Consider the following 23,392-nt stretch of genomic DNA (forward strand, 5'->3'; position numbering starts at 1 on the left):
GTGAAGCCGCTTTGTCTGGAAGCGCCTAGAGCTGAGGGTTGAAGCCCCGGCCGCGCAGGGCGGATTGCTCGTGATCCACCAGTGACGCGATGTCGTTGCGCTCGAGTCCGATATCGCGCAGCCGCTCGTCGGACAGTTCCATGAGATGCTTGTAGAGCTTCCGGTCACGGTGAAGGCGATTGTTCAGGGAAATCAGAAGATCCTTGACGCGCGAGACGATGCCGGGTTGCGTGGTGTTCCATTCCATGACGGCCATAACAGCCTCCATTCCTTGGATATTTCCTTTTCTTGAAGCCGAAGATAGGAGCGTGACGGGCGAATGAGAAACGAATAGATTTCAGGAGATCGGCAAAGGAAATTTGAAGATCGATGGCGAGCTTTGTTCCCGGTACGCGGGCCTTGCGGGTGTTCGATGCGGCCGCACGCCACCTCAACTTCACGCGGGCGGCGGATGAGGTCGGGCTGACGCCGGCGGCGGTCAGCCATCAGATCAAGGAAATGGAAGAACAGCTGGGCGCGGTGCTCTTTGCGCGCACCAGCCGGACGATCCGGCTGACGGAAGCGGGCGTGCTATTCCGCGATGCGGCGGCCGAATCGCTCGCATTGCTCGACCATGCCGCCCTGCGCCTGCGCAAGCTCCAGCGCACGGCTTCGCAGCTGACGCTGTCGCTCGATGCCAACTTCGCCACCAAATGGATGCTGCCGCGTGTCGACGAGTTTCGTGCGGAGCATCCCGAGATCGACCTGCGCTTCGACATCTCGCATGCCCTGCGCGATTTCTCACGCGACGAGGTGGATGCAGCCGTTCGCTTCGGCAAGGGCCACTATCCGGGGCTGGTCTCGTTGCGGCTCTTCGACAACATCATCGTGCCGGTCTGCAGCCCGGCCTTGCTGAAGGGGCCGAAACCCCTGCGCGAGCCGCGCGACCTTCTCAACCATATGCTGGTCCATATCGAATGGAGCGGGCAGGGCATCACATGGCCCAACTGGAGAAGCTGGATGGCGGCGGCCGGCGTTTCGGGCTTCGACAACAGCCGCTCGCTCGTTTTCGAGGACACGGCGCATGCCGTGCAGGCGGCGATCGCAGGACAGGTGGTGGCGCTGGCCGATCTCGCGATGGTGGCCGACGACCTCGCTGCGGGCCGCCTCGTGCGGCCCTTCGAACTCGGCATCAAGCTGCCGGAAGAGTTCGGCTATTTCTTTGTTTATCCCGAAAGCTCGGCGGGTGACGTGCGGATCGAGGCGTTGCGGGATTGGGTCCTGAAGGGCTTCGGAAAGTTCTAGATACCCACGCCGCCGATCACCGCGCCGATGACCAGTGCCGCACCGAGCCAGTGGGCGGCATCGCGAAAGAAGCGCGACCAGGGCTGGGCGTTGCGCTGAAGGGTGACGGCGAGCGTCGGCAGGATGAAACCGGCCCAAAGGAAGAGTGCGGTGATGATGGCGTTTCGCAGGGTGATCTGACCGACGCCCAGATGGCCCACGGAACCGGCGAGCACCCAGGCCATGGCGAAGCATGAGACGACCGTGGTGGCGACGAGGCCGAGGCGGAGAGATGTGGCCTTGTCCAACAGCCTATGCCAGCCGAGGCTCCACAGGGTGGCCAGGAGGGCCGAGATGACGATCGCGAAAGGGTTGAGGCCGCCGAAGCTCATGGTGTGTTCTCCGAAAGAGGCGCGAAACGCCAGACGCTGGTGCGCTTGATTTCCGCATCTTCCAGCGCGCGGGAGACGGGCACCTCATAGGTGGCGAGAAGCGACAGATGTTCGCGCGGCAGATAGGAGCGGCCGGGATCGCCGACGAGGACCGCGATGCCGTTTGCCGCGAGGTGGCCGAACCATGGGAGCAGGCTTTGCGCCAGTTCACGGTCGAAGAAGACATCGCCGGCGAGCAGCACGTCCGTGTCGAGCATGTCACCGATCAGGTTTTGCGTGGTGAAAAGCAGGTTTGCGCCGTTCAGAGCCGTGTTGAGGCGAAAGGCGGTTTCGCTGAACAGGTCGATATCGGCGCCGCGCACATCGCTCGCGCCCGCCATATGCGCGGCAATCGCAACGAGGCCGGAGCCCGTCGCGAAATCCACCACGCGTTTGTTGCGCACCGTTTCGGGGTGATCGAGCAGGTAGCGTGCGAGGGCTTGCCCGCCGGCCCAGGCGAAGGCCCAGAAGGGGGGAAACAGGCCGATTTCAGCGAGTTCCCCCTCGGTCTTCAGCCAGAGGTCGTGGGCTTCCGCAGCGAGGTGAAGCTCGATCTCGGGCACGTGCGGCGGCGCCGCGACCGTCGTGTTCGCGCGGATGAACTCCGCCGCGCTTTGCGGCGTCAGGCTCAAAGCCCGCCCATGCGGCAGACTTCGGTCCATTCAACATCCGTCACCGGCTGCACGGACAGGCGCGACTGGGTGACAAGGGCCATCTGGGCGAGGGCAGGGTTCGTCTTGACGGCCTGAAGCGTGACGGGCTGCGGCATGTCCTTCAGCGCACGAAGATCGACGCATTCCCAGCGAAGGTCGTCGCCGGCGGTGGAGTCGGGGTGGGCGAGCGCGCAGACTTCCGCGATGCCGACCACGGCCAGTCCTTCATTGGAATGGTAGAAGAAGCCCTGATCGCCCAACTGCATGGCGCGCATGTTGTTGCGCGCGCCGTAGTTGCGCACGCCATCCCACTCCTGGCCTTTTTCGCCGAGTGCTTTCAGCATGTCCCAGGAGAACTTGAAGGGCTCGGACTTGAAGAGCCAATAGGCCATCAGAAGGCATCCGCCTTGTTGAAGACCCAGTTCCACGCGCTCGCTTCGACCGTCTCGAAGAGGCCGGCCTTGGCATAAGGATCTTGCGCCATCACGGCTTGGGCGGCTTCCACGCTGTCGGCCTTGATCACGACAAGGCTGCCGGTGGGCTTGCCGTCATTGCCGAGGAAGGGTCCGGCGAAGGCAAGGGTGCCTTCGGCGTTCAGCTTGTCGAGGAACGCCACATGGTCGGGGCGGGCCGCCATGCGGGTTTCGAGATGGTTGGGGCGGTCCTGGGCGATGAAGGCGACGAGCATGGGAGCGGGGTCCTTAGGGATAGCTGCCGCTCTCTTGCGTCAGATGTCTTCGCTCTTCAAGGGACGCGTCATCAAGGCTTCCACGGCATCCCCGATCGTCAGCCGGCCAGCGAGGATTTCGGTGACCGCGTTGATGATGGGCGCCTCGATGCCGTGTTGCACGGCGAGGTGTGCCGCGATGCCCGCGGTGGGCACGCCTTCGGCGAGCTTCAGCCCTTCGCGGCTCTCGCCCCGTCCCAGCGCCAACCCATAGGCGAAGTTGCGGGACTGCGCCGACGAGCAGGTGAGAAGGAGATCGCCCAGGCCCGACAGGCCCATGATGGTCTCGGGGTTGGCGCCCAGGCGAGTGGCAAGGCGGCGCAGTTCCACGAAGCCGCGCGTGACGAGCGCTGCCTGCGCGCTCGCACCCAGCCCTGCGCCTGCCGCCGCGCCTGCCGCGAGTGCAAACACGTTCTTCAAGGCGCCGCCGGCTTCCACGCCGCGCAGGTCGCCGTTCGAATAGCAGCGGAACGAGCCGCTCGACATGAACCTGGCGATCTCGCCGGCGAGCGCCTCGTCCTGCGCGCCGACCACCACGGCCGTGGGCAGGCCGCGGCCGACATCGGCGGCGAAGCTTGGGCCTGATAACGAAAGGAGCGGGTTGGCGGTGGTCTCCCGGGCGATGTCGGAGGGAAGGAGGCCGGTGTCGCGCTCGATGCCCTTGGCGCAAAGCACGAGGGGGATGAGAGGCGCGAGGTGAGGCGCGAGCTGCGGCAGGACCTGACGCAAGGTCTGGGCCGGCACGACGACGAGAACGGCTTCCGCGTCGCTCAGGGCTTCGGACAGGTCGGCGGTCGGCAGAATGGCGGAGCCGAGTGGGACGCCCGGCAATGCTTTCGCGTTCTCGCCCGTTTCGCGCATGGCTTGCACCTGCGTCCCATCGCGCGCCCAGAGGCGGACGCTTTGTTCCGCGCGGGCAGCGGCGAGCGCGAGTGCGGTGCCCCAGGCGCCGGCACCGATCACGGCGAGCGTCATGCGAAAGGATCCTTCATGCCTTGGCGCCGCGCCGGCCAGCGCCGATCAGCGGTGTCGCCGCGCTGTCCAAGGGCCAGCGGGTGCGCGGTGCGAAGCTTGCGGCATCCTCTACCAGCATGCCGGCGGCGAGTCGTTCGGCCCCCGCCCACGCGATCATCGCGGCATTGTCGCCGCACAGGCGCAAGGGTGGCGCGAGAAAGCGGAAGTGGTGCGTGGCACAGAGATCCGTCAGCGTGCCGCGCAAGGTCTCGTTCGCGGCCACGCCGCCGGCCACCACCAGCACCGGCTCGCCGAGATCGGGATAGGCGTTTCTGAAGCGTTCGAGCGCGCGCGACACGCGGTCGGCGAGGGCGTCGGCGACGGCTGCCTGGAACGAGGCGCCGAGATCGGCGATGTCCTGCTCGCTCAAGGGCTGCGCCTTCTCGGCGGCTTGCCGCACGGCGGTCTTGAGGCCCGAGAAGGAGAAGTCGGGCCGCTTTTCGCCTTTCAGCGGGCGGGGAAAGGGGAAGCGCGCGGGGTCGCCGCTCGTCGCAGCCTTTTCCACCGAAGGACCGCCGGGATAGGGAAGCCCTAAGAGCTTCGCTACCTTGTCGAAGGCTTCGCCCGCCGCATCGTCGATGGTCGAGGCATAGCGCTCATAGCGGCCGAGAGCGTGGACGGCCAGGATCTGCGTGTGGCCGCCCGAAACGAGCAGGAGAAGGAAGGGGAAGGCGACATTGTCGGTCAGCCGCGCGGTGAGCGCGTGGCCTTCGAGGTGGTTGAGCGGTAGAAGCGGCACCGCGGCGACCGCCGCCAGCGCCTTCGCCGTCATCAGGCCGACCAGAAGGCCGCCGGCGAGCCCGGGGCCGGCGGAGACTGCGACGGCATCCACCTGATCGAGCGACAGGCCGGCATCGTTCAATGCGGCCTCCACCACGCCGTCCAGGGCTTCCACATGGGCGCGGGCGGCGATCTCGGGCACCACGCCGCCAAAGGCCGCGTGTTCGGTGGTCTGGCTGAGCACGATGTCGGACAGAATGCGCGCCCGGCCGTCTTCATCGCGCGCGACGACGCTTGCGGCGGTCTCGTCGCAGCTCGTTTCGATGCCCAGCACGGTCAAAGTGCCTCGCATGGGGTTTTGCTCGTTTCCTTGCATTCAGGGGGGCGGGGGCTTTAAGGGATGCGCCATCCACCAAAAGACGCCCGCCATATTCACTGGCCGGGGCGTTAGCACGAAAAGAACGGATGCGAACACCCATCCTCACCATCGGCACGCGCGGCAGCCCGCTCGCCATCGCGCAAGCCACCGAATTGCGCGATCGGCTGATGGCGGCCCATGGCCTGCCTGCCGACGCCTTCTCGATCATGCCCATCACCACCAGCGGCGACCGCATCCAGGATCGACCGCTCTCGGAGATCGGCGGCAAGGGGCTCTTCACCAAGGAGATCGAGGAAGCGCTTCTGGAGGGGCGCATCGATGTCGCCGCGCATTCGTCGAAGGACATGCCCGTTCTTCTGCCACAAGGGCTGGCAATGCCCTATTTCCTGCCGCGCGAAGACCCGCGTGATGCGTTCATAGGACGCGACGTGGCACGGCTGAAGGAACTCAAGCCCGGCAGCGTGGTGGGTTCGGCCTCGTTGCGGCGCGGCGCGCTGATCCGCCGCTTGCGGCCCGACCTGCGCGTTGAAAGCTTTCGCGGCAATGTGCAGACGCGGCTGCGCAAGCTGGAACAGGGGCAAGCCGACGGCACGCTTCTGGCCTATGCGGGCCTCAAGCGGTTGCAGCTGGAGCACGTCGCGACGGAAGTGATGGATGTTGGGGCATTTCCGCCCGCACCCGGTCAGGGCGCCATCGGCATCGAGACGAGGATCGGCGACAAGCGGGTCCATGAGTTGATGGCGGCCGTCCACCACAAGGAAACCGGTGAAGCGCTGGCCGCCGAACGTGCTTTCTTGGGCGTGCTCGACGGCTCCTGCCGCACGCCCATCGCGGCCCATGCGCTGATCAAGGGTGAGCGGCTACAGTTTCACGGCATCATCCTGACGCCGGACGGCACGGAAGCGCATGAAATCCGCGAGGAGGGCCTGGCCGCGGATGCTGTGCGGATCGGCAGGCAAGCAGGTGAGGCCGTATGCGCCAAGGCAAGCCCGGCCTTTTTCGAAAGCTGGGCGTGATCCGCGTCCTCGTGACGCGTCCCGAACCCGATGCCACGCGCACCGCGCAGGCTTTGACCGAAGCCGGTTATGAGCCGGTCGTGCTGCCCCTATCCGAAACGGTGCCGATCGAAGGGGCTGTGCTGCCGGCTATCACAGCGGATGCCGTGGCGGTGACGAGTGCCAATGCGCTGCATTTCGCGCCGCTCGCGCTCCTCGAACCGCTGCTCAGCATGCCGCTTTTCGCGGTCGGGCCGCGAACGGCAGAGGTCGCGCGGCAGGCGGGCTTCAGCGATGTGCGCGAGGGGCCGGGGGATGCGGTGCGGCTCGGTGATGTGCTGCCGGCCCATATTCGAACGGTTCTCTATCTTTGCGGGCGGGTGCGGCGGCCCGAGTTCGAACGTGATTTGGGCGCGCGCAACGTGACGGTTTCGGCGGTCGAAACATATGACACGCGCAAGTGCATGCCTTCGCCGGAAGAGGCTCGGCTCATCCTGGGCGCTTGGCCGGTCGATGCAGCGCTGCTTTATTCCGCGTTCTCGGCAGAGGCTTTCCTGCGCCTGAAAGAGAGCGTGCCCGACCTTCTCGGCGATGCCAGATGCTTCGCACTTTCCCCTCGGATCGCTCAATCGGCGGGCCTGCACGCTTTTGCGCCCACGCAGCCGAACGAAGAGGCGCTTCTTGCGTTGTTGGCGGCGCGGGCGAGCCCACGTGGTTGATTCCGCGCGGCTGTTTCAACCGACACGAAACATGGTAGGGCCTCTGCGACCCTGAATAAAACCGAGAGGGAGCCGGCGAATGGCCAAGACGCCCAGAGCAGGATCGCGCGGAACAGGAGCGAGCGGAAGCGCCAAGGCTCCGCCGACTATCGATCTGACGGCGGAAGAGGCCGGCACACTGAGCGGGGCACAGTCTGAAACGCCTGAAGCTTCGAGCCCTCTCGACTCCGCACCGACGAGCGAACCTTTTGCCGGTTCGGCTTCGGCGAGCCAGTCCTTTCCCGAAGCTCCGTCGTTGAGTGAACCGAAGGGTGATGATCCGTTGCCGGATGCGCCGCTCTCAACGACCGTCTCGACCGCAGGCGAGGCGACCGGGCTGAATGAGCCGAGAACCGGCACGTTCGCGACAGAGACATCGGGGGCGCCGCAGCCTGCATTGGGTGAAGAGGCGGGTTCGGCTGGTGCGGAGAAATCGTCTTTCGAGCCGTTCGATGATGGTGAGCCGCTGACAGCCAGAGAGCCTGTGCCGGCTGACGCGATGATTTCAAATCTGGGCCATCGCGCGGACACGACGAATATTGGAGCTTCCGAAACGGATACGGACACCTCGGACGCTGTGTCACGCGATACGAAGACGGCGACGAGCAGCGCCCATTCCAGCAGTGCCGGTTCTTCCCGCACTTCGAGCAGCACGAGCACGGGCGGCACCTTCGGCGGTCGCAGCACGAGTTCCTACACGCCGCCGCCGCCAGCGCCGGAGCGCGGCAAAGGAGGGCTTTTCCTCGCCGGCCTGCTTGGTGGCGTAGCAGCGCTTGCCCTTGGCGCCGCTTTACAGTTCGCCGGTCTCCTGTCAGGCCCCCGCGCGCAGGGCGACGCCGCGCTCACCCAATTGCGCTCCGAGGTGGCTGTTTTACGCAATGCGCAGGGTCAGAACGGCGCAGTGGCGGGTGAAATCCAGTCGCTTCGTGGCGAACTGGCGCAACTGCGCGAGAGCGGCAATGCGGTGCCAGAGGCGATCGAAGAACGCTTAGGCGCGCTCGAGACGCGGGTGAACGACGCGGCGCAGCAGGCGCAACAGGGGGCCTCGACGGAGAGCGTCAACGAACTCGCGCAGCGCGTGGCGGCCAATCAGGCACTCGCCAATCAGGCAACCGAAGCGGCCAATGCGGCCGGCAATCGTGTCGCCACGGTCGAGCAAAGCGTCAGCGAAATCCAGGGCAGGCTCGAAGCGCTCGGCCAGCAGCCCAAAGTGGCGCTGGCGATTGCCGCCTCCGGGCTGAAATCGGCTGCCGATCGCGGGGCGCCTTTCGAGGCCGAGCTTCAAACCTTGCGCGCGGTTTCGCCCAACCTTCAGGGCACCGAGGCGCTCGACCCCTTCGCCAAAGGCGGTGTGCCGACGCGCGAGGCGCTGAAAGCCGAGTGGGACGAGGCGGCGAATGCCATGATTGCTTCCGAGCAGCAGGAAGCCCCCGCCGATGCCGGTGTGCTCGACCGGCTGTCGAGCAGCATGCGCGGCTTGGTATCGGTGCGGCCAGTTGGCAATGTGCAGGGCACCGGCACGGGGCCCACGGTGGCACGCATGGAGGTAGCCGTCGAGAACGGCAACCTGCAGGCGGCCTTGGCCGAATATGATACGCTGCCCGAGCCCGCGAAGGCGGCCGGCAAGGCATTCGCCGACAAGATGCGGGCGCGCGTCGAGATCGAGCAGCTGATCGATGCCACGATCGCCAATGCGATGAAGGCGTCCTGATGCTGCGCGTTCTGTTTTATCTCCTTCTTGTTTTCCTGATCTGCCTCGGTCTCGCCTGGGTGGCCGACCGCCCCGGCGAGATGATCGTCACCTTCAACGGCTATCGCTATCAGGTGAGCGTGCTGGTGGCGGCCGTGGCGGTCGTTGCGGTGGTGGCCGCCGTGATGGTCGCGTGGTGGTTGCTTAAAGGCATCTGGCGCTCGCCGCATGCGGTGTCGCGCTACTTCCGGGCGCGCAAGCGGGATCGCGGCTATCAGGCCCTGTCCACCGGCATGATCGCGGCGGGTGCGGGCGACGCCAGCCTCGCGCGCAAGATGAACGGGCAGGCGGTGAAACTGCTTCGCGCCGACCAAGAGCCGCTGATCCAGCTTCTCGACGCGCAGGCCTCGCTGCTCGAAGGCGACCATGCCGGCGCGCGCGCCAAGTTCGAGGCGATGCTGGAGGGCGGCGAAACGCGGCTGCTCGGCCTTCGCGGCCTTTATCTCGAAGCGGCACGTTTGGGTGACCGGGCGGCTGCACGTCACTATGCCGGGCGCGCCGCCGAAATCGCGCCGCAGCTGCATTGGGCCTCCGAAGCGACGATCGAGGAAAAGACCGAAACCGGCAATTGGGACGGTGCACTCAAACTGATCGATGCGCGCAAGCCGGCGAACGAGGACGAGCGTATTCGCGTCACCAACGAACGCGCCGCACTTCTGACGGCGAAGTCGATGTCGCTGCTCGACACCGACCCGAGCGGCGCGCGAAACGCGGCGCTCGAGGCGGTGCGCATCCGCCCCGCTTTCGTGCCGGCCTCGCTTGCGGCGGCTCGCGCACTATTCAGGCTCAACGACACGAAGAAGGGCGCGAAGGTTCTGGAGGCCGTTTGGAGGCTCGAGCCGCATCCGGAAGTCGCCGAGCTCTATGTGCAGGCGCGCCAGGGCGATTCCACGCATGACAGGCTGGCGCGCGCGCGCAAGCTCGCGGCCCTTCGGACCAACAATCCCGAATCCTCGATCACTGTGGCGCGTGCGGCGCTCGCGGCGCATGAGTTCGACGAGGCGCGAGAGGCGGCGGAAGCAGCCCTTCGCATGCAGCCGCGCGAAGGCATCTACCTGCTTCTCGCGGATATCGAGGAAGCCTCGACCGGCGACGAGGGACGCATGCGCCAGTATCTCGCCCGCGCCCTGCGCGCGCCGCGCGACCCGGCCTGGGTGGCCGACAATTACGTGTCCGACACCTGGGCGCCGTCATCGCCGGTTTCCGGGCGTATCGACGCATTCGAGTGGCGTGCGCCGGTGGAGCGCGTAGCGCAGGTGATCGACATGGAAGACTTGCCGCCGCGGCCTGCGCTGACGGACGGAAGTGAGCCGGTGGAAGACGAAACCGTTGACGCCGAGATGGTCGATGCCGAGGCTGTCGAAGCCTTGCCGCCCCCGCGCACGGACCGGCCGCTGCCCGACGATCCCGGTGTCGATCACACCGAAGACGACAAGCGTTTTCGCCTCTTCTGAGCCATGACCCCAATGCTGCACCGTCTCCGCTCTTTTTTCGAATCGCTTGCGGTCGAAACGAACCTGAAGAGTCCACGTGGTGACGACCCGCGCGTTGCAGCGGCGGCACTCCTGTTCCATCTGATGGATGCGGATGGCGTGCGCGACGAGAGCGAGCGGCAGCGCATCCGCACGGTACTGGGCGATTCATATGGGCTCGACGCCGACCAACTCAATGACCTGCTGATGGCGGGCGAGGAGGCGGAAGCCGACGCGGTGGACATGCACGCTTTCACCAGCGTGTTGATGCGCCACTGGAGCGACATGCAGCGGGTGGAGTTCGTGGGACTGCTCTGGGAAGTGGCCTATGCCGACGGTGAGCTGCACGAGATGGAGGACCATACGCTCTGGCGCGTGGCCGACCTGCTCGCCGTGGATGGACGCGAGCGGATGCTGCTGAAGCAGAAAGCGGCGCAGCGTCGCGCAGAGATGCGCGGCGGGGACTGAAGGCTTTGGTTGTGGAGTTTGACTGAGACTTCACCCCACCCTTCATCCGTCCCCACAAGGAGGAGGGGAGGACTTCATCGCTGTGCAATATCTGCGAAGCCAGGCACCAAGCTTGACGGTCGAGCATCGACGCTGGTGTCCTCCCTCGGCCTTTTGGGAACGGATGAAGGGCGGGGGTGAGGTTTCCTTATCGAGTGCCTTTCAAGATATAACCTTGGTCACCTGAATGACATGACCTCCCGCACCAGTAGCAAGCCGCCTCGCTCCATCCCGCCCGTCCTCGTCGTCCTTCACCAGGAAAGCTCGAGCGCGGGGCGGGTGGGGCATGTGCTCGCGGATCTGGGCTTTCCGCTCGATATCCGCCGTCCCGCTCTCGGCGATCGTCTGCCTGAAACCCTTGCCGACCATAGCGGGGCCGTCGTGTTCGGCGGGCCGATGAGTGCGAATGATGCGGACGAGTTCATCCGCCGCGAAACCGACTGGCTGTCCGTGCCACTGATCGAGAACCGGCCGTTCCTCGGCATCTGTCTCGGCGCGCAGATGCTGGCGAGCCATCTGGGCGGCACGGTCGAGGGACATCATGAGGGGTTGGTCGAGATCGGGTGGTATCCGGTCCGTGCGACGCCTGAGGGGCGGGAGCTGCTGCACTGGCCGGAGATGGTCTACCAGTTCCACCGCGAGGGCTTCACGCTGCCCAAGGATGCGACATTGCTGGCGACGTCTGACACCTATCCCAACCAGGCCTTTCGCTACCGCGAGAACGCCTGGGGCATCCAGTTTCATGCCGAGCTGACGCGCGTGATGATGCAGCGGTGGGTGGTGCATGGCGCCCAGCGCTTCGTGCTGCCGGGGGCGCAGCCGGGGCGTGACCATCTCGGCGGGCGGCTGATCTGGGACGCGCATCTGCGCCGCTGGCTGGGCGAGTTTCTCGAACTGATCTTCGGTCGGGCCGCTGTGGGTTAGACCCGCCCGTCCAATCGCCTGACTTTGCGCAGGGCTGGGAACAGCACGGCCCAGATGCCGGCGACCGCGATGGCGCCGACGCCGCCGAAGACGACGGCCGAGACCGTGCCGAAGGCGTGCGCCATGAGGCCCGCGCGGAACTCGCCGAGTTCGTTGGAGGCGCCCACGAAGACCATGTTCACCGCATTCACGCGCCCGCGCACCCGGTCCGGCGTCCAGAGCTGGATCAGGGTCTCGCGCACATAGACGCTGACCATGTCGGTCGCGCCCAAAAGCGCAAGCGCCACGATGGAGAGCCAAGTGATGGTGGACAGGCCGAACACCACTGTCACCGCGCCGAACAGAGCCACGAAGAAGAGCAGGATATAGCCGGCATGGTCACGGATCGGATGGCCGGCAAGCCAGACGGCGACCACGATGGCGCCAATGCCGGGGGCGGAGCGGAGAAGGCCCAGACCCCACGGTCCGAGATGCAGGATATCGCGCGCATAGACCGGCAACAGCGCCACCGCGCCCGAAAGAAGCACGGCGAAGAGGTCGAGCGAGATCGCGCCCAGCACGATCTTCTCGCTCCAGATATAGCGGAAACCGGCGAACAGCGTTTGGAGCGAGGTCGGCTCGGCCTGTTCCTTCGCCTGCGCGGGCTTGGGGATCGAAAAGACGAGCACGGCCGCGGCGAGCATCAAGACGGTCGCCGTACCATAGGCGATCTCGGCATTGAGGCCGTAGAGCAGGCCGCCCGCCACGGGGCCGACGATGGTGGCGGTCTGCCAGGCAGACGAGTTCCAGGCGACGGCATTGGCGAAATCCTCGGCCGGGACGAGATTGGCGACGAGCGAAGCGGCGGCGGGCCCGAAAAAGGCGCGGGCGATGCCGAAGACGAGCAGCGTCGCGAAGATCGGCAAGGGGCTGACAAGCCCGTGGACTGTCAAGGCCAGCAAGGCTGCGGCACATGCGGCTTCGAGAAGCGTCGAAAGGCCCATCACCTTGCGCCGGCCGAAGCGGTCCGACACCGCACCGGTGACGAGCACCAGCAGGAGGGCAGGGGCAAACTGGACGAGGCCGACATAGCCGAGATCGAGCGGGTTGCGCGTCAGGTCGTAGATCTGCCAGCCGACGGAGACGGACACGATCTGGGTCGCGAAGGTGCCGAAGAAGCGGGCGAGCCAGTAGCGCAGGAACGGGCCGTGCCTGAAGGCCGCAAAGCGTTCGCCTTCAGCGGTGGTCTCGGATGCTGTTGTCATGAGGCGATGCGCTCAGGAAGGATGCGAAGGAACGACTCGAAGGCCGCCTTAACGCATGTCACCGCCGAATGCGCGTCCAAAACTTCGGAAACTTCGGCCATCCATCACGTTCTAGGGATAGGCGCGGAACAAGCGACGCCAAAGAGGCTTGCCCAACCATGATGACCCGGACATTCACGCTTCCCGCTCTCGCACTCGGTGCGAGCCTGGTTTTCGGATCGAGCGCCTTTGCGCAGGCCCCTTCCGATCCACCGGCTGGGCCAGGCTCGACTACCGAGGACTGTCAGGCGTCCAACAGCGACAATCCTGTCGACAACGGCACGACGCAAACGCCGTCCACCAATCTCACCCAGACGCTCAACAATTGCGGCAGCGTGCTGCAACCGCCGCCGACGGGCGATTCCGGCGTCACACAGCCGATACCCGATACCGGCGAGATGCCCGTCGTGCCGCCGAGCGCCGTGCCTGCGCAACCGGCACAGCCGCAGGCTCAGTAAGGGGTCAGATCACCCAGTCTTCGCTGCTGACGAGATAGCCGCCCGCACGAAGCCACGAGACCAGCGTCTCGGCATTGTTTTCCGCCGAGACGCTCGCCGTGTCGAGCACCACTTCCGGGTTTTCCGGCGCTTCATAAGGGCTGCTGATGCCGGTGAAGTTCGCGATCTGGCCCTCGCGCGCCTTTTTGTAGAGGCCCTTCGGGTCGCGCTCCTCGGCGACTTCCAGAGACGTCGCGACATGGATTTCCACGAATTCGCCGGGCTGCAGCAGGCTGCGGGCGAGTTCGCGTTCGGCGCGGAAGGGCGAGATGAAGGAAGCAAGCACGATCAGGCCTGCATCCACCATCAGCTTGGCGGTTTCGGCCACGCGGCGGATATTCTCGGCACGATCGGCATCCGAGAAGCCGAGATCCTTGTTCAGACCGTGGCGGACATTGTCGCCATCGAGCAGATAGGTGTGACGGCCCAGCGAGTGGAGGCGCTTCTCGACGAGGTTTGCGATGGTGGACTTGCCCGCGCCCGACAGTCCGGTGAACCACAGCACGGCAGGCTTCTGTCCCTTGAGGTTGGCGCGCGCGCCTTTCGAGATATCGAGCGCCTGCCAGTGTACATTGCTGGCGCGGTGCAGGTTCTCTTCGATCGTACCCGCTGCAATCGTCAGGTTCGACAGCCGGTCGATCAGGATGAAGCCGCCGCCGGTGCGGTTCTCGGCGTAAGGATCGAAAGCCAGCGGTTCCTGCGCGGTCACATGGACCAGTGCCACCTCGTTGAGCTTCAGCGTGTCAGCGGGCTTCTCGCTCAGATCGTTGACATCGACCGTGTGCCTGATCTCGGCAATGCTCGCGCGCACCGTGCGGGTGCCGAGCTTGAGGAGATAGGTGCGCCCTAGCGCCAGCGGCTCCTCGTGCATCCAGATCAGATGCGCGGAGAACTGGTCGGACACGGCGGGGCGGTTATCGGCGGCGGAAAGCACGTCGCCGCGCGAGATGTCCACCTCGTCTTCGAGCGTCAGCGTGACGGCCTCGCCGGCGATGGCGCGGGCTTTATCGTCCTCGCCCATCGCGACGATGCTCTTGACCGCCGAAACGCGGCCGGAGGCGGCGACTGCGAGCTTATCGCCCACTTGCACCGTGCCGCTCGAAATCGTGCCGGAGAAGCCGCGGAAGTCGAGGTTAGGACGGTTCACCCACTGAACCGGCATGCGAAACGGCTTGTCGTTGAGGTCGCGCGAGACGTCGACCGTTTCGAGTTCCTCGATCAGCGTCGGGCCTTCAAACCAGGGCAGGTTCTCGCTGCGCGCAAAGACATTGTCGCCATAGCGCGCCGAAAGCGGAATGGGCGTGATGCGCTCGAAGCCGAGCTCGGCGGCAAAGGCCCTGTAGTCCGCCACGATGCGATCGAATACGTCCTGGCTGTAATTCACGAGGTCGATCTTGTTGACCGCGAGGACCACCTGCCGGATGCCAAGCAGCGAGACAATGAATGAGTGGCGACGTGTCTGGGTCAGTACGCCCTTGCGCGCGTCGATCAGGATCACGGCGAGGTCGGCGTTGGAGGCACCGGTCGCCATGTTGCGCGTGTACTGTTCATGGCCCGGTGTGTCGGCCACGATGAATTTGCGCTTTTCGGTGGCGAAGAAGCGGTAGGCGACGTCGATGGTGATGCCCTGCTCGCGCTCGGCCTCCAAGCCGTCCACGAGAAGCGCGAGATCCATCTCCTCGCCCACCGTGCCGTGCTTCTTGGAATCGCGTTCGAGGCTTGCGAGCTGGTCGGCGAAAAGCAGCTTGGTGTCGAAGAGCAGGCGGCCGATGAGCGTGGACTTGCCGTCATCGACGCTGCCGCAGGTGAGGAAGCGCAGGAGGTCCTTGTTCTCGTGGCGGTCGAGATAGGCCTCGAAATCGTTCGGGGCGAGGGGCTTGTTCATCAGAAATAGCCCTCGCGCTTCTTCTTCTCCATCGAGCCCTGCTCGTCATGGTCGATGAGGCGGCCCGAACGTTCGGATGTGCGCGCGACAAGCGTTTCGGCGACGATCTCGGACAGGTTCGAGGCATCCGACTCGACGGCTGCCGTCAGCGGATAGCAGCCGAGCGTACGGAAGCGAACGACACGCGTTTGCGGCGTTTCGCCGGGGCGCAGCGGCAGGCGGTCGTCGTCCACCATGATCAGCTGCCCGTCGCGTTCCACCACCGGACGGGGTGCTGCGAAGTAAAGCGGAACGATCGGGATGTCTTCCTTCAGGATATACTGCCAGATATCGAGTTCGGTCCAGTTGGAGAGCGGAAAGACGCGGATCGACTCACCCGGGCGGATGCGGGCATTGTAGAGGTTCCACAATTCAGGGCGCTGGTTCTTGGGGTCCCAGCCGTGGTTCTCGGTGCGGAAGGAGAAGATGCGCTCCTTGGCGCGGCTCTTTTCCTCGTCGCGTCGCGCGCCGCCGAAGGCCGCGTCGAAGCGACCCTCGTTCAGCGCCTGCTTGAGCGCCTCGGTCTTCATGATGTTGGTGTAGGTCGAGGAGCCATGGGTGAAGGGCGTGATGCCGGCTTCGACACCGGCATGGTTGGTGTGCGCGATGAGCCGCATGCCGGCGCGTTCCGCCGCCTCGTCGCGGAAGCGGATCATCTCGCGGAACTTCCAGGTCGTATCGACATGAAGCAGCGGGAAGGGTGGGCGCGAAGGATAGAAGGCCTTCATCGCCAGATGAAGCATCACCGACGAATCCTTGCCGATGGAATAGAGCATCACCGGATTGCGGAACTCGGCCGCCACCTCGCGGATGATATGGACGGATTCCGCCTCCAGCCGTTTGAGGTGGGAAAGGCGGTCGGGGGAGACTGCGCTCTGCCGCTCCCCGGTCTTCATCAACATGGTACTCACTGTCCAGACTTGGCCGGAACCGCTCCGGTCCTCGGGCCCTTGCCGCCCGAAAGCGTCGAAACCATGGAATCAGAAAGCAAAATCGGGGTCGCCATAGGCAATAAAGCCCTGATTGGCGAAGTCCACGTCGGATGCCTGGCCGCGCTTGTTGTAGCGCAAGGGCCGGCCTTCCAGATCGTGCACCACACCGCCGGCCGCGCGAAGGATCGCGTCGCCCGCTGCAGTGTCCCACTCCATGGTTCGAGTGTGGCGAGGATATAGATCGGCCTCGCCCGCTGCGAGGAGACAAAATTTCAGGGAGGAGCCGCGAGCGACATAATTTTCTACTGAATGGCGCTTCAGCCACTCGTTTGTTTCAAGACTGCCATGGGAGCGGCTGGCGACGGCAGTGGGCGCGGATGGGCATGGACGGGCGGAAATCGGCGTTCTCGTGCCGGCTTTGCCATTCTCGACTCCGGCGCGGAATGCGCCGAGCCCGTTTGCGCCCGCGAAGAGCTCGCCGCAGGCTGGGGCGAATACCACGCCGAGCGTCGGCTCACCATTTTCGACCAGCGCGATGTTGACGGTGAAATCGCCGTTGCGCGCGAGGAATTCACGGGTGCCGTCGAGGGGATCGACGATGAAGAACTTGTCCGCCGTTTCCGGCACGCGGCCAGCCGCGCATTCCTCCTCGGCGACGATGGGAATGGCGGGGTAGCGCGCGCGTAGCCCTGCCAGAATGATCGCTTCGGCACGCGTGTCGGCTTCGGTGACCGGCGAGGCATCTGATTTGATGTGATGCTCGAAGCTTGGCGCTTCATAGACTTCCATGATCGCACGGCCGGCATCGAGTGCCAGCAGGCAGAGATGGTCGAGCATGGTTTGCTTGTCGCTCATGCGCCCACCAGATCTCCGATGCGTGCGGCCATGTCGGCCACGAGCGCGGGGTTGCCGCGCGATTCCACGTTGAGGCGCAGAAGCGGTTCGGTGTTCGACCCGCGCAGGTTGAAGCGCCATTCGGGGAAAGCCATGCTCAAGCCGTCGAGCGTGGTGATCTCAGGGCTCTCGCCGGCGAATGCGGCCTGAACCTTGGCGATGGCGTCTTTCGTGCTTGCGACCTTGAAGTTGATTTCACCCGAGCAGGGAAAGGCTTTCATCCGCTGATCGACCAGTTCGCGAAGCGTGGCGCCCGTGCGGCTCAGTTCCGCCAGCACCGCGAGCCAGGGCAGCATGCCGGTGTCGCAGGAGGCGAAGGAGCGGAAATAATGGTGCGCGCTCATCTCGCCGCCATAAGCCGCGTTCTCCGCGCGCATCTTCTCCTTGAAGAAGGCGTGGCCCGTCTTGCACATCACCGCCCGCCCGCCGGCCTTCGAAACGATGTCCTCGGTGTTCCATGTCAGGCGAGGGTCGTAGAGGATCGTGGCACCAAGCTCATCGCGCAAGGTGCTCTGGGCGATCAGGCCGACGAGATAGTAGCCTTCGATGAAGGCACCGTCTTCATCATAGAAGAAGCAGCGGTCGAAATCGCCGTCCCAGGCGAGGCCAAGGGCCGCGCCGCTCCGCTTCACCGCTTCGCTTGCCGCCGCGCGCTTTTCCGGCAGAAGCGGGTTCGGCACGCCGTTGGGCAGGCGCGGGTCGGGCTCGTGCTCGATCTTGATCCATTCGATAGGCAGGTGGGGCTCGAGCAGGTCGATGACCGGCCCGGCGCAGCCATTGCCGGGATGGGCCACGATCTTCATCGGCTTGAGATCGATGTCGCGGACGCTGGCAATCAGGCGCTCGATATAGGGCGCCTTGCTCGGTTGCGGTTGAAGACTGCCGCGTTCGCTGAAGCTTGTAGCTATGGCGAAGTGCTCGTCGCCGTAAGTACGACCCTCGATGGCGTTGAGGCCGCCGGCGCGGGTGATGGCGGTCGCGCCGCGGCCGATCGGCTTGATGCCGTTATAGCTTTCCGGATTGTGGCTGGCGGTGACCATCAGTCCTAGATCGGCCGCTGCATAGTCGGTATGGAAATAGACTTCTTCCGTGCCGCAAAGACCGAGCGGCAGGACGGAAACGCCACTGTCCAGAAAGCCCTGTGCAAGCGCATGAGCGAGTGCGGGGCTGTCCTGGCGCATGTCGTGGCCGATGACCACGGTGCGAGGCTTCAATTCGGCAGCGGAGGCCTGTGCAATGCGATAGGCGAGGGGAGCGTTGAGTTCGGCCGGGATCTGGCCACGAATATCATAGGCCTTGAACGCGGACATCAGAGCGCGGCGCCGCACGCATGACGCGTTTCTGACATTTGCGTCAGAACCTTGCGCTCACGGATCTGGCTCCCAGCTTGAAGGGTGATGTCGCACCAATTCCGCTGCGGCACCTGCTCAACTCGTTTCCGAAATGAGGTCCCCATGAAACGTCTTGCCCTTCTTCTTGCCGCCACCGCGCTCGGCGCCGGTTCGGCTTTCGCACAGGCGGGGGCTCCCGTCGAGGTGGGCCGCCCCAACGCGCCCGACCAGAAGCCTGCCTTCGAAGGCCAGACCCGGGTCGGCCAGCCGGAAAACCCGGCCAAAGTGAAGGCCGAGACCGTGGCGGAAGGCCTGCCGCATCTGTGGGGCATGGAAATCCTGCCCGACGGGCGAATGCTGGTAACCGCAAAGGATGGTGAAATGCACATCCTCTCGAAAGACGGCAAGCCGGGCGACGCGATTTCTGGCGTGCCGGATGTGGCCTCGGGCGGTCAGGGCGGCTTGCTCGACGTGGCGCTAGCGCCGGACTTCGCGCAAAGCGGCCAAATCTACTTCTCGTTCTCCGAACCGCGCGAGAGTGGCGGCAACGGAACCAGCGTGGCGCGCGCGACGCTGAAGGCAGACGAAGACAATTCGGGCTCGGTCGAGAATGTCGAGGTCATCTTCCAGCAGACGCCGGCCTATGACGGCAACAAGCATTTCGGCTCCCGCCTGACCTTCGCACCCGACGGCAAGCTGTTCATCACGGTGGGCGAGCGCTCCGACGAGCCGATCCGCGACCAGGCGCAGGACCTGAACTCAGGCTTGGGAAAGGTCTTCCGCATCAATGCGGATGGGTCGACGCCGCAGGATAATCCGTTCGTCGGGCGTCAGGACGCGCAGGAGCAGATCTGGTCCTATGGCCTGCGCAACGTGCAGTCGGCCGCGCTTGACGGACAGGGCCGGCTCTGGACGGTGGAGCATGGCGCCAAGGGCGGTGACGAGTTGAACCGGCCGGAAGCCGGCAAGAACTATGGCTGGCCGGTGATCACCTATGGCATCGCCTATAGCGGGCGGCCGATCGGCGAGGGCATCACCGCCAAGGAGGGTATGGAACAGCCGGTCTATTACTGGGACCCGGTGATCGGCCCCTCGGGCATGGCCTTCTACGAGGGCGATGCGATCCCTGAATGGAAGAATGCATTCCTCGTCGGCGGGCTCGTGACGCAGGATCTCGTGGTGCTCCATATGGATGGCGACCGGGTGAAGGCCGAAGAGCGCGTGCCGCTCGATGCGCGCATCCGCGACGTGAAGGTCGGGCCGGACGGTGCGGTCTATGCGGTGACGGAGTCGCGCGGTGGTGCCAGCACCATCCTGCGGATCACGAAGGACAGTGCATCATAAGCTGTCGCTTCTGGCACATACCCTGGCCAAGAATATCGTCTATGGATCGGGCCTCCATCGGGAGGCCCTTTTCATGTCGGCACCTGCCTCAGACGCTCCGCTCTGGAAACCGTCGCATGCTATCCTCGAAGCGAGCCCGATGGCGCGCTTCATGCACTTTTGCGCTGACCGGGCGGGAGTGGCATTCGCCGATTACGATGCTTTCCACCGCTGGTCGGTGGACGATCGCGGTGCGTTCTGGAGCGCGGTCTGGGAGTTCTGCCAAGTTCTGGGCGAGCGCGGGGAAACGGCGCTGGTCGATCATGGGCACATGCTCGACGCGCGATTCTTTCCGGATGCCCGGCTGAATTTTGCGGAAAATCTCCTGCGCCTGGACGGCGAAGAGCCGGCGCTGATCTTTCGCGGCGAGAATAAGGCGCGCGCCGTCTGGTCCTGGCGTGAGTTGCGTGAAACAGTCTCCCGCTTGCAGCAGGCGATGGAAGCGCTCGGCATCAAAGCCGGCGACCGGGTGGCGGCCATGATGCCGAACATGCCGGAAACGGTGGCAGCAATGCTCGCGACGGCCTCGCTGGGGGGCGTCTGGTCGTCATGTTCCCCGGATTTCGGCGCGGAGGGCGTGCTCGACCGGTTCGGACAGATCGAACCGAAGCTGCTGATCGCCTCGGACGGCTACTGGTATAACGGCAAGCATCAGGACACGGGCGAAAAACTGCGCGTCATCGTGGACAGGCTCGGATGTCCCGTGCTGGTCGTGCCCTATGCGGGCAACGGCGAAACGCTTGCGGCTTCGCTGCCTGATGGCCGAAGCTGGGATGCGTTCGTCGCCCCCTTCGCGCCCCAGACTTTGCAGTTCGAGCGCCTGCCTTTCGATCATCCGCTTTACATTCTCTTCTCGTCGGGAACGACAGGGGTGCCGAAATGCATCGTGCATGGAGCGGGCGGCACGCTGCTGCAGCACCTCAAGGAGCACCGCTTTCATTCCGGCGTCGAGGAAGGGCAGCGGCTCTTCTACTTTACCACCTGCGGCTGGATGATGTGGAACTGGCTGGTGTCGGGTTTGGCGAGCGGTGCCACCGTCTGCCTTTACGATGGCTCTCCCTTTTTTCCTGATGGCAACGTTCTGTTCGACTATGCGGCCGAAGAGCGTTTCGCCGTCTTCGGCACGTCTGCCAAATTCATCGACGCCGTGCGCAAGAGCGGGCTGAGGCCTGCCTCTACCCATGACTTGTCGCATCTGAGACTGATCGCTTCGACCGGCTCGCCGTTGTCGCCTGAGGGGTTCGATTTCGTTGACGAAGGCATCAAGCCCGGCATTCAGCTGGCTTCGATCTCGGGCGGCACGGATATCGTGTCGTGCTTCGTGCTCGGCATTCCGCTCAAACCTGTCTGGCGCGGCGAGATCCAGGGGCCGGGTCTCGGCATGGCCGTCGATGTCTGGAGCGAGAACGGTGAGCCGGTGCGCGAGGAAAAAGGCGAACTCGTCTGCACGGCGGCGTTTCCGTCCATGCCGGTGATGTTCTGGAACGATCCTGAGGGGGCGAAATACCGTGCCGCCTATTTCGAGCGTTTTCCCGATGTCTGGTGTCATGGCGATTTCGCCGAATGGACCGCGCATGGCGGCATCGTCATCCATGGCCGCTCGGATGCGGTGCTGAACCCCGGTGGAGTGCGCATCGGCACGGCGGAGATCTACAACCAGGTCGAGAAGCTACCGGAGATCGTTGAAGCGATCGCGATCGGGCAGGACTGGGAAGACGATGTGCGCGTGGTGCTGTTCGTGCGCCTCGCACCCGGCATGGCACTCGATGAGGCTTTGGAGGCGCGTATCCGCGCGCAGATCCGCAAGGGTGCGAGCCCGCGCCATGTGCCGGCGCGCATCGTGGCCGTGGAGGATATTCCGCGCACCAAGTCGGGCAAGATCGTTGAACTCGCCGTGCGCGAGGTGGTGCATGGCCGTCCCGTCAGGAACAGCCATGCCTTGGCCAACCCGGAAGCGCTCGAGCTCTTTCGCGACCGGCCCGAACTTCGGACCTAGGGCATTGTTCGTGCTCCGATGCCGAGGGCAAAGCCGCCGCACGCCCTTGCCGGAATTGTTCTAGTTGAACGTGAAGCTCATCCCGGCGCCGCCGCCGACCTTACCGCCGGCGGTGCTCGCCGTGGCGTTCAAGCGCATGCGACCGCTTTCGTTGGTGTAGCCGAGGCCCGCGGCAAAGGCGCCTTCGCCGCGCCAGACGCCCGCGCCGATGCCCATCGATACCTTGCCCGGCGCGTCGTCGAAGCGGAGCGAGGCCGCGGCCAGGCCGATGGCTGCGGCCTGATGGGCTTCGTCGCGCACTTCATCCACGCGGGCATCGGTGTAGGCGCGGGAGCGACGATAAACATCCTCGGCATTGTCGACGGGGCCGGCTGCGACCGCCTCACGCAATTGCTGAAGATTGACGGCATCCGTCGCCTCTTCCGCCGCCGCCACGTTGCGGACGCGGACCGGCGCATCGGTGTTGCCACCTTGCAGCGTGATGCTGTTGGTCTTGTTGCCGGCAGTGTCGGTGTCATAGCGGACGGAAACATTGTTGAGGGCCGCAAGCGCCTGGTTGGTTTCATGCAACTGCGCGCCGGTGACCGCATCGCTCGACGTTTCGTTGAGGATCGCGGGGCGCAGATTGGTGAGGCGGGTGCCGCCCGTACCCGTGAGTGTGGCGATCGTGCGCGTGGCATCGTCATAGCGGATGCCGCCATCGGCCACCGCGCGAAGCTGAGTGATGTTGGCCGCATCGGTGTCGGCGCTGCCCGCCGCGACATTGGTCAGGCGGCGCTCCGCACCGGTCGCGCCGATCGAGACTTCGCCCACGGCCGTGCCGCCTGCAAGCGGCGTCGTGCCTGGATTGTAGGCTGCGGCCGCCAGACTGGCGTTTGTCGCGGAACCGGCACCGAGTGCGACGCTGTTGGCAGCCGTAGCATTCGCGCCCCGGCCGATGGCCACCGCGCCCGCCGCATTCAATCCGACTTCCGCGCCCGTGCCCAGCGCGAGGGCACCCGTCGCGCCGGTTGCGGTCGAAGCGCCATTGCCCAGCGCGACGGCATCGAGGTCGGCAGCACTCGCGGTTGCGCCGTTCGTTCCCAAGCCGCTGATGCGGTTGCCGCCGATCGCGATGCCGGCTTCGGTGTCGAGCTGGACCCCGTCGGCGGTGGTGATGCACTCATCGGAGGGTGCAATGACGGCGCCCGAGGTGGTGAGAGCAGACAGGCTGATCGGCTGGCCGCTCGCGGCGTTGCTGAGCACACCTGCGGCATCGACGCTGACGGGCTGCGGCAAGGTGCCGAGAAGCGTGCCCAAGACTGTGCTTCCAAGCAGGCCGTTCACAGCACTTTGTGTCGGCGCGATTACGTCAGTCACCACCGGGCGGAGGATATCGGTCACGACCGAGCGTGACAGGCTGACGCCGCTGCAGGCGCTGACGAGCGCGGTCTGCGCCTCGGCACTCGACGCCCAGCCGATTGCAGCAACGGACGCGGCCCATAAAAGTTTTCGTTTGGTTAGTTGCATATTTCGTCGACCCCAAGTTGTGGGTGAAACAATTGCAACCTATGGTTAAG

General features: G+C 65.1%; 23 protein-coding genes. 10 read left to right on the plus strand and 13 right to left on the minus strand.

Features of this window, described 5'->3' with window-relative positions; all coding sequences use genetic code 11:
- Nucleotides 1-25: 25 nt before the first annotated feature.
- The gene (locus NGM99_RS15360) at nucleotides 26-268 is read right to left on the minus strand and encodes a YjiS-like domain-containing protein (RefSeq protein WP_252820447.1); all 243 of its coding nucleotides are present in this window, start codon (nucleotides 266-268) and stop codon (nucleotides 26-28) included.
- 101 nt (nucleotides 269-369) lie between these two features.
- Between NGM99_RS15360 and gcvA the strand changes: the two genes are divergently transcribed.
- Nucleotides 370-1,284 carry a transcriptional regulator GcvA gene (gene gcvA, locus NGM99_RS15365; protein WP_252820449.1) on the plus strand — a complete coding sequence of 305 codons (915 nt, stop codon included), beginning with the start codon at nucleotides 370-372 and terminating at the stop codon, nucleotides 1,282-1,284.
- On the opposite strand, the gene NGM99_RS15370 is transcribed toward gcvA, so the two are convergent.
- From NGM99_RS15370 to tsaD, 6 genes are read right to left on the minus strand one after another with little or no spacing between them, the layout of a single operon-like run.
- A complete protein-coding gene (locus NGM99_RS15370) occupies nucleotides 1,281-1,655 on the minus strand; it encodes a DUF1761 domain-containing protein (protein WP_252820451.1) in 375 nt (124 codons plus the stop codon). The genes gcvA and NGM99_RS15370 overlap by 4 nt on opposite strands.
- Complete coding sequence (locus NGM99_RS15375) at nucleotides 1,652-2,356, minus strand: class I SAM-dependent methyltransferase (protein ID WP_252820453.1); 705 nt, start codon at nucleotides 2,354-2,356, stop codon at nucleotides 1,652-1,654. Before NGM99_RS15375 ends, NGM99_RS15370 begins: the two co-directional genes overlap by 4 nt.
- Nucleotides 2,323-2,739 (minus strand): EVE domain-containing protein, encoded by a 417-nt coding sequence (locus NGM99_RS15380; RefSeq protein WP_252820454.1) that lies wholly within the window; start codon nucleotides 2,737-2,739, stop codon nucleotides 2,323-2,325. Before NGM99_RS15380 ends, NGM99_RS15375 begins: the two co-directional genes overlap by 34 nt.
- Entirely contained in the window at nucleotides 2,739-3,035 is a 297-nt protein-coding gene (locus tag NGM99_RS15385; protein WP_252820456.1) for a YciI family protein, read from the minus strand. The genes NGM99_RS15380 and NGM99_RS15385 overlap by 1 nt, the downstream gene beginning before the upstream one ends.
- A gap of 39 nt (nucleotides 3,036-3,074) precedes the next feature.
- A complete protein-coding gene (locus NGM99_RS15390; protein WP_252820458.1) occupies nucleotides 3,075-4,049 on the minus strand; it encodes an NAD(P)H-dependent glycerol-3-phosphate dehydrogenase in 975 nt (324 codons plus the stop codon).
- A gap of 13 nt (nucleotides 4,050-4,062) precedes the next feature.
- A complete protein-coding gene (tsaD, locus tag NGM99_RS15395) occupies nucleotides 4,063-5,148 on the minus strand; it encodes a tRNA (adenosine(37)-N6)-threonylcarbamoyltransferase complex transferase subunit TsaD (RefSeq protein ID WP_252820816.1) in 1,086 nt (361 codons plus the stop codon).
- 125 nt (nucleotides 5,149-5,273) lie between these two features.
- On the opposite strand from tsaD, the gene hemC reads away from it, so the two are divergent.
- The 6 genes from hemC (at nucleotide 5,274) to NGM99_RS15425 (ending at nucleotide 11,593) form a co-directional block, all read left to right on the plus strand.
- Entirely contained in the window at nucleotides 5,274-6,203 is a 930-nt protein-coding gene (gene hemC / locus NGM99_RS15400) for a hydroxymethylbilane synthase (RefSeq protein WP_252820460.1), read from the plus strand.
- Complete coding sequence (locus tag NGM99_RS15405) at nucleotides 6,161-6,901, plus strand: uroporphyrinogen-III synthase (protein ID WP_252820462.1); 741 nt, start codon at nucleotides 6,161-6,163, stop codon at nucleotides 6,899-6,901. Before hemC ends, NGM99_RS15405 begins: the two co-directional genes overlap by 43 nt.
- Nucleotides 6,902-6,980: 79 nt before the next feature.
- Complete coding sequence (locus NGM99_RS15410; RefSeq protein WP_252820464.1) at nucleotides 6,981-8,651, plus strand: COG4223 family protein; 1,671 nt, start codon at nucleotides 6,981-6,983, stop codon at nucleotides 8,649-8,651.
- On the plus strand, nucleotides 8,651-10,144 hold the full coding sequence (locus tag NGM99_RS15415; RefSeq protein WP_252820466.1) for a heme biosynthesis protein HemY: 1,494 nt from the start codon (nucleotides 8,651-8,653) through the stop codon (nucleotides 10,142-10,144). The genes NGM99_RS15410 and NGM99_RS15415 overlap by 1 nt, the downstream gene beginning before the upstream one ends.
- 12 nt (nucleotides 10,145-10,156) lie before the next feature.
- Entirely contained in the window at nucleotides 10,157-10,630 is a 474-nt protein-coding gene (locus NGM99_RS15420; RefSeq protein WP_252820468.1) for a tellurite resistance TerB family protein, read from the plus strand.
- Nucleotides 10,631-10,861: 231 nt separating this feature from the next.
- Nucleotides 10,862-11,593: a glutamine amidotransferase gene (locus NGM99_RS15425; protein ID WP_252820470.1), complete on the plus strand. Its 732-nt coding sequence runs from the start codon at nucleotides 10,862-10,864 to the stop codon at nucleotides 11,591-11,593.
- Here NGM99_RS15425 and NGM99_RS15430 read toward each other — a convergent pair.
- Nucleotides 11,590-12,837, minus strand: a complete 1,248-nt coding sequence (locus NGM99_RS15430; protein WP_252820472.1) for an MFS transporter — start codon at nucleotides 12,835-12,837, stop codon at nucleotides 11,590-11,592. The genes NGM99_RS15425 and NGM99_RS15430 overlap by 4 nt on opposite strands.
- Before the next feature lie 158 nt (nucleotides 12,838-12,995).
- Here NGM99_RS15430 and NGM99_RS15435 point away from each other — a divergent pair, with 158 nt between their 5' ends.
- Entirely contained in the window at nucleotides 12,996-13,334 is a 339-nt protein-coding gene (locus tag NGM99_RS15435; protein WP_252820474.1) for a hypothetical protein, read from the plus strand.
- A gap of 4 nt (nucleotides 13,335-13,338) precedes the next feature.
- Here the strand turns inward: NGM99_RS15435 and cysN are convergent, their stop codons facing one another.
- The 4 genes from cysN to NGM99_RS15455 form a co-directional block, all read right to left on the minus strand.
- Nucleotides 13,339-15,258: a sulfate adenylyltransferase subunit CysN gene (cysN, locus tag NGM99_RS15440; RefSeq protein WP_252820476.1), complete on the minus strand. Its 1,920-nt coding sequence runs from the start codon at nucleotides 15,256-15,258 to the stop codon at nucleotides 13,339-13,341.
- Nucleotides 15,258-16,193 (minus strand): sulfate adenylyltransferase subunit CysD, encoded by a 936-nt coding sequence (cysD, locus tag NGM99_RS15445; protein ID WP_435371442.1) that lies wholly within the window; start codon nucleotides 16,191-16,193, stop codon nucleotides 15,258-15,260. The genes cysN and cysD overlap by 1 nt, the downstream gene beginning before the upstream one ends.
- 84 nt (nucleotides 16,194-16,277) lie before the next feature.
- Nucleotides 16,278-17,066, minus strand: a complete 789-nt coding sequence (cysQ, locus tag NGM99_RS15450) for a 3'(2'),5'-bisphosphate nucleotidase CysQ (RefSeq protein WP_252820818.1) — start codon at nucleotides 17,064-17,066, stop codon at nucleotides 16,278-16,280.
- Between the two features lie 14 nt (nucleotides 17,067-17,080).
- Nucleotides 17,081-18,433, minus strand: a complete 1,353-nt coding sequence (locus tag NGM99_RS15455; protein ID WP_252820480.1) for a phosphohexomutase domain-containing protein — start codon at nucleotides 18,431-18,433, stop codon at nucleotides 17,081-17,083.
- A gap of 144 nt (nucleotides 18,434-18,577) precedes the next feature.
- Between NGM99_RS15455 and NGM99_RS15460 the strand changes: the two genes are divergently transcribed.
- Both NGM99_RS15460 and NGM99_RS15465 read left to right on the plus strand, forming a co-directional pair.
- The gene (locus tag NGM99_RS15460) at nucleotides 18,578-19,798 is read left to right on the plus strand and encodes a PQQ-dependent sugar dehydrogenase (RefSeq protein WP_252820482.1); all 1,221 of its coding nucleotides are present in this window, start codon (nucleotides 18,578-18,580) and stop codon (nucleotides 19,796-19,798) included.
- Between the two features lie 73 nt (nucleotides 19,799-19,871).
- The gene (locus tag NGM99_RS15465; RefSeq protein ID WP_252820484.1) at nucleotides 19,872-21,833 is read left to right on the plus strand and encodes an acetoacetate--CoA ligase; all 1,962 of its coding nucleotides are present in this window, start codon (nucleotides 19,872-19,874) and stop codon (nucleotides 21,831-21,833) included.
- A gap of 60 nt (nucleotides 21,834-21,893) precedes the next feature.
- Here NGM99_RS15465 and NGM99_RS15470 read toward each other — a convergent pair whose 3' ends face one another.
- A complete protein-coding gene (locus NGM99_RS15470) occupies nucleotides 21,894-23,342 on the minus strand; it encodes a YadA-like family protein (protein ID WP_252820485.1) in 1,449 nt (482 codons plus the stop codon).
- Between the last annotated feature and the right edge of the window lie 50 nt (nucleotides 23,343-23,392).

Source organism: Mesorhizobium liriopis, assembly GCF_024053505.1.
Lineage (GTDB): Bacteria > Pseudomonadota > Alphaproteobacteria > Rhizobiales > Rhizobiaceae > Mesorhizobium_B > Mesorhizobium_B liriopis.

Excerpts from the sequence above, each read along its gene's own strand:
- NGM99_RS15425 (WP_252820470.1), top strand. The coding sequence starts at position 10,862 with ATGACCTCCCGCACCAGTAGCAAGCCGCCTCGCTCCATCCCGCCCGTC.
- NGM99_RS15415 (WP_252820466.1), top strand. The coding sequence starts at position 8,651 with ATGCTGCGCGTTCTGTTTTATCTCCTTCTTGTTTTCCTGATCTGCCTC.
- NGM99_RS15385 (WP_252820456.1), bottom strand. The coding sequence starts at position 3,035 with ATGCTCGTCGCCTTCATCGCCCAGGACCGCCCCAACCATCTCGAAACC.
- NGM99_RS15370 (WP_252820451.1), bottom strand. The coding sequence starts at position 1,655 with ATGAGCTTCGGCGGCCTCAACCCTTTCGCGATCGTCATCTCGGCCCTC.
- NGM99_RS15375 (WP_252820453.1), bottom strand. The coding sequence starts at position 2,356 with ATGGACCGAAGTCTGCCGCATGGGCGGGCTTTGAGCCTGACGCCGCAA.
- hemC (WP_252820460.1), top strand. The coding sequence starts at position 5,274 with ATGCGAACACCCATCCTCACCATCGGCACGCGCGGCAGCCCGCTCGCC.
- gcvA (WP_252820449.1), top strand. The coding sequence starts at position 370 with ATGGCGAGCTTTGTTCCCGGTACGCGGGCCTTGCGGGTGTTCGATGCG.
- NGM99_RS15410 (WP_252820464.1), top strand. The coding sequence starts at position 6,981 with ATGGCCAAGACGCCCAGAGCAGGATCGCGCGGAACAGGAGCGAGCGGA.
- NGM99_RS15390 (WP_252820458.1), bottom strand. The coding sequence starts at position 4,049 with ATGACGCTCGCCGTGATCGGTGCCGGCGCCTGGGGCACCGCACTCGCG.
- NGM99_RS15430 (WP_252820472.1), bottom strand. The coding sequence starts at position 12,837 with ATGACAACAGCATCCGAGACCACCGCTGAAGGCGAACGCTTTGCGGCC.
- NGM99_RS15360 (WP_252820447.1), bottom strand. The coding sequence starts at position 268 with ATGGAGGCTGTTATGGCCGTCATGGAATGGAACACCACGCAACCCGGC.
- NGM99_RS15460 (WP_252820482.1), top strand. The coding sequence starts at position 18,578 with ATGAAACGTCTTGCCCTTCTTCTTGCCGCCACCGCGCTCGGCGCCGGT.
- NGM99_RS15380 (WP_252820454.1), bottom strand. The coding sequence starts at position 2,739 with ATGGCCTATTGGCTCTTCAAGTCCGAGCCCTTCAAGTTCTCCTGGGAC.
- NGM99_RS15455 (WP_252820480.1), bottom strand. The coding sequence starts at position 18,433 with ATGTCCGCGTTCAAGGCCTATGATATTCGTGGCCAGATCCCGGCCGAA.
- cysQ (WP_252820818.1), bottom strand. The coding sequence starts at position 17,066 with ATGCTCGACCATCTCTGCCTGCTGGCACTCGATGCCGGCCGTGCGATC.
- NGM99_RS15405 (WP_252820462.1), top strand. The coding sequence starts at position 6,161 with ATGCGCCAAGGCAAGCCCGGCCTTTTTCGAAAGCTGGGCGTGATCCGC.
- NGM99_RS15470 (WP_252820485.1), bottom strand. The coding sequence starts at position 23,342 with ATGCAACTAACCAAACGAAAACTTTTATGGGCCGCGTCCGTTGCTGCA.
- cysN (WP_252820476.1), bottom strand. The coding sequence starts at position 15,258 with ATGAACAAGCCCCTCGCCCCGAACGATTTCGAGGCCTATCTCGACCGC.
- NGM99_RS15420 (WP_252820468.1), top strand. The coding sequence starts at position 10,157 with ATGCTGCACCGTCTCCGCTCTTTTTTCGAATCGCTTGCGGTCGAAACG.
- cysD (WP_435371442.1), bottom strand. The coding sequence starts at position 16,193 with ATGAAGACCGGGGAGCGGCAGAGCGCAGTCTCCCCCGACCGCCTTTCC.
- NGM99_RS15465 (WP_252820484.1), top strand. The coding sequence starts at position 19,872 with ATGTCGGCACCTGCCTCAGACGCTCCGCTCTGGAAACCGTCGCATGCT.
- NGM99_RS15435 (WP_252820474.1), top strand. The coding sequence starts at position 12,996 with ATGATGACCCGGACATTCACGCTTCCCGCTCTCGCACTCGGTGCGAGC.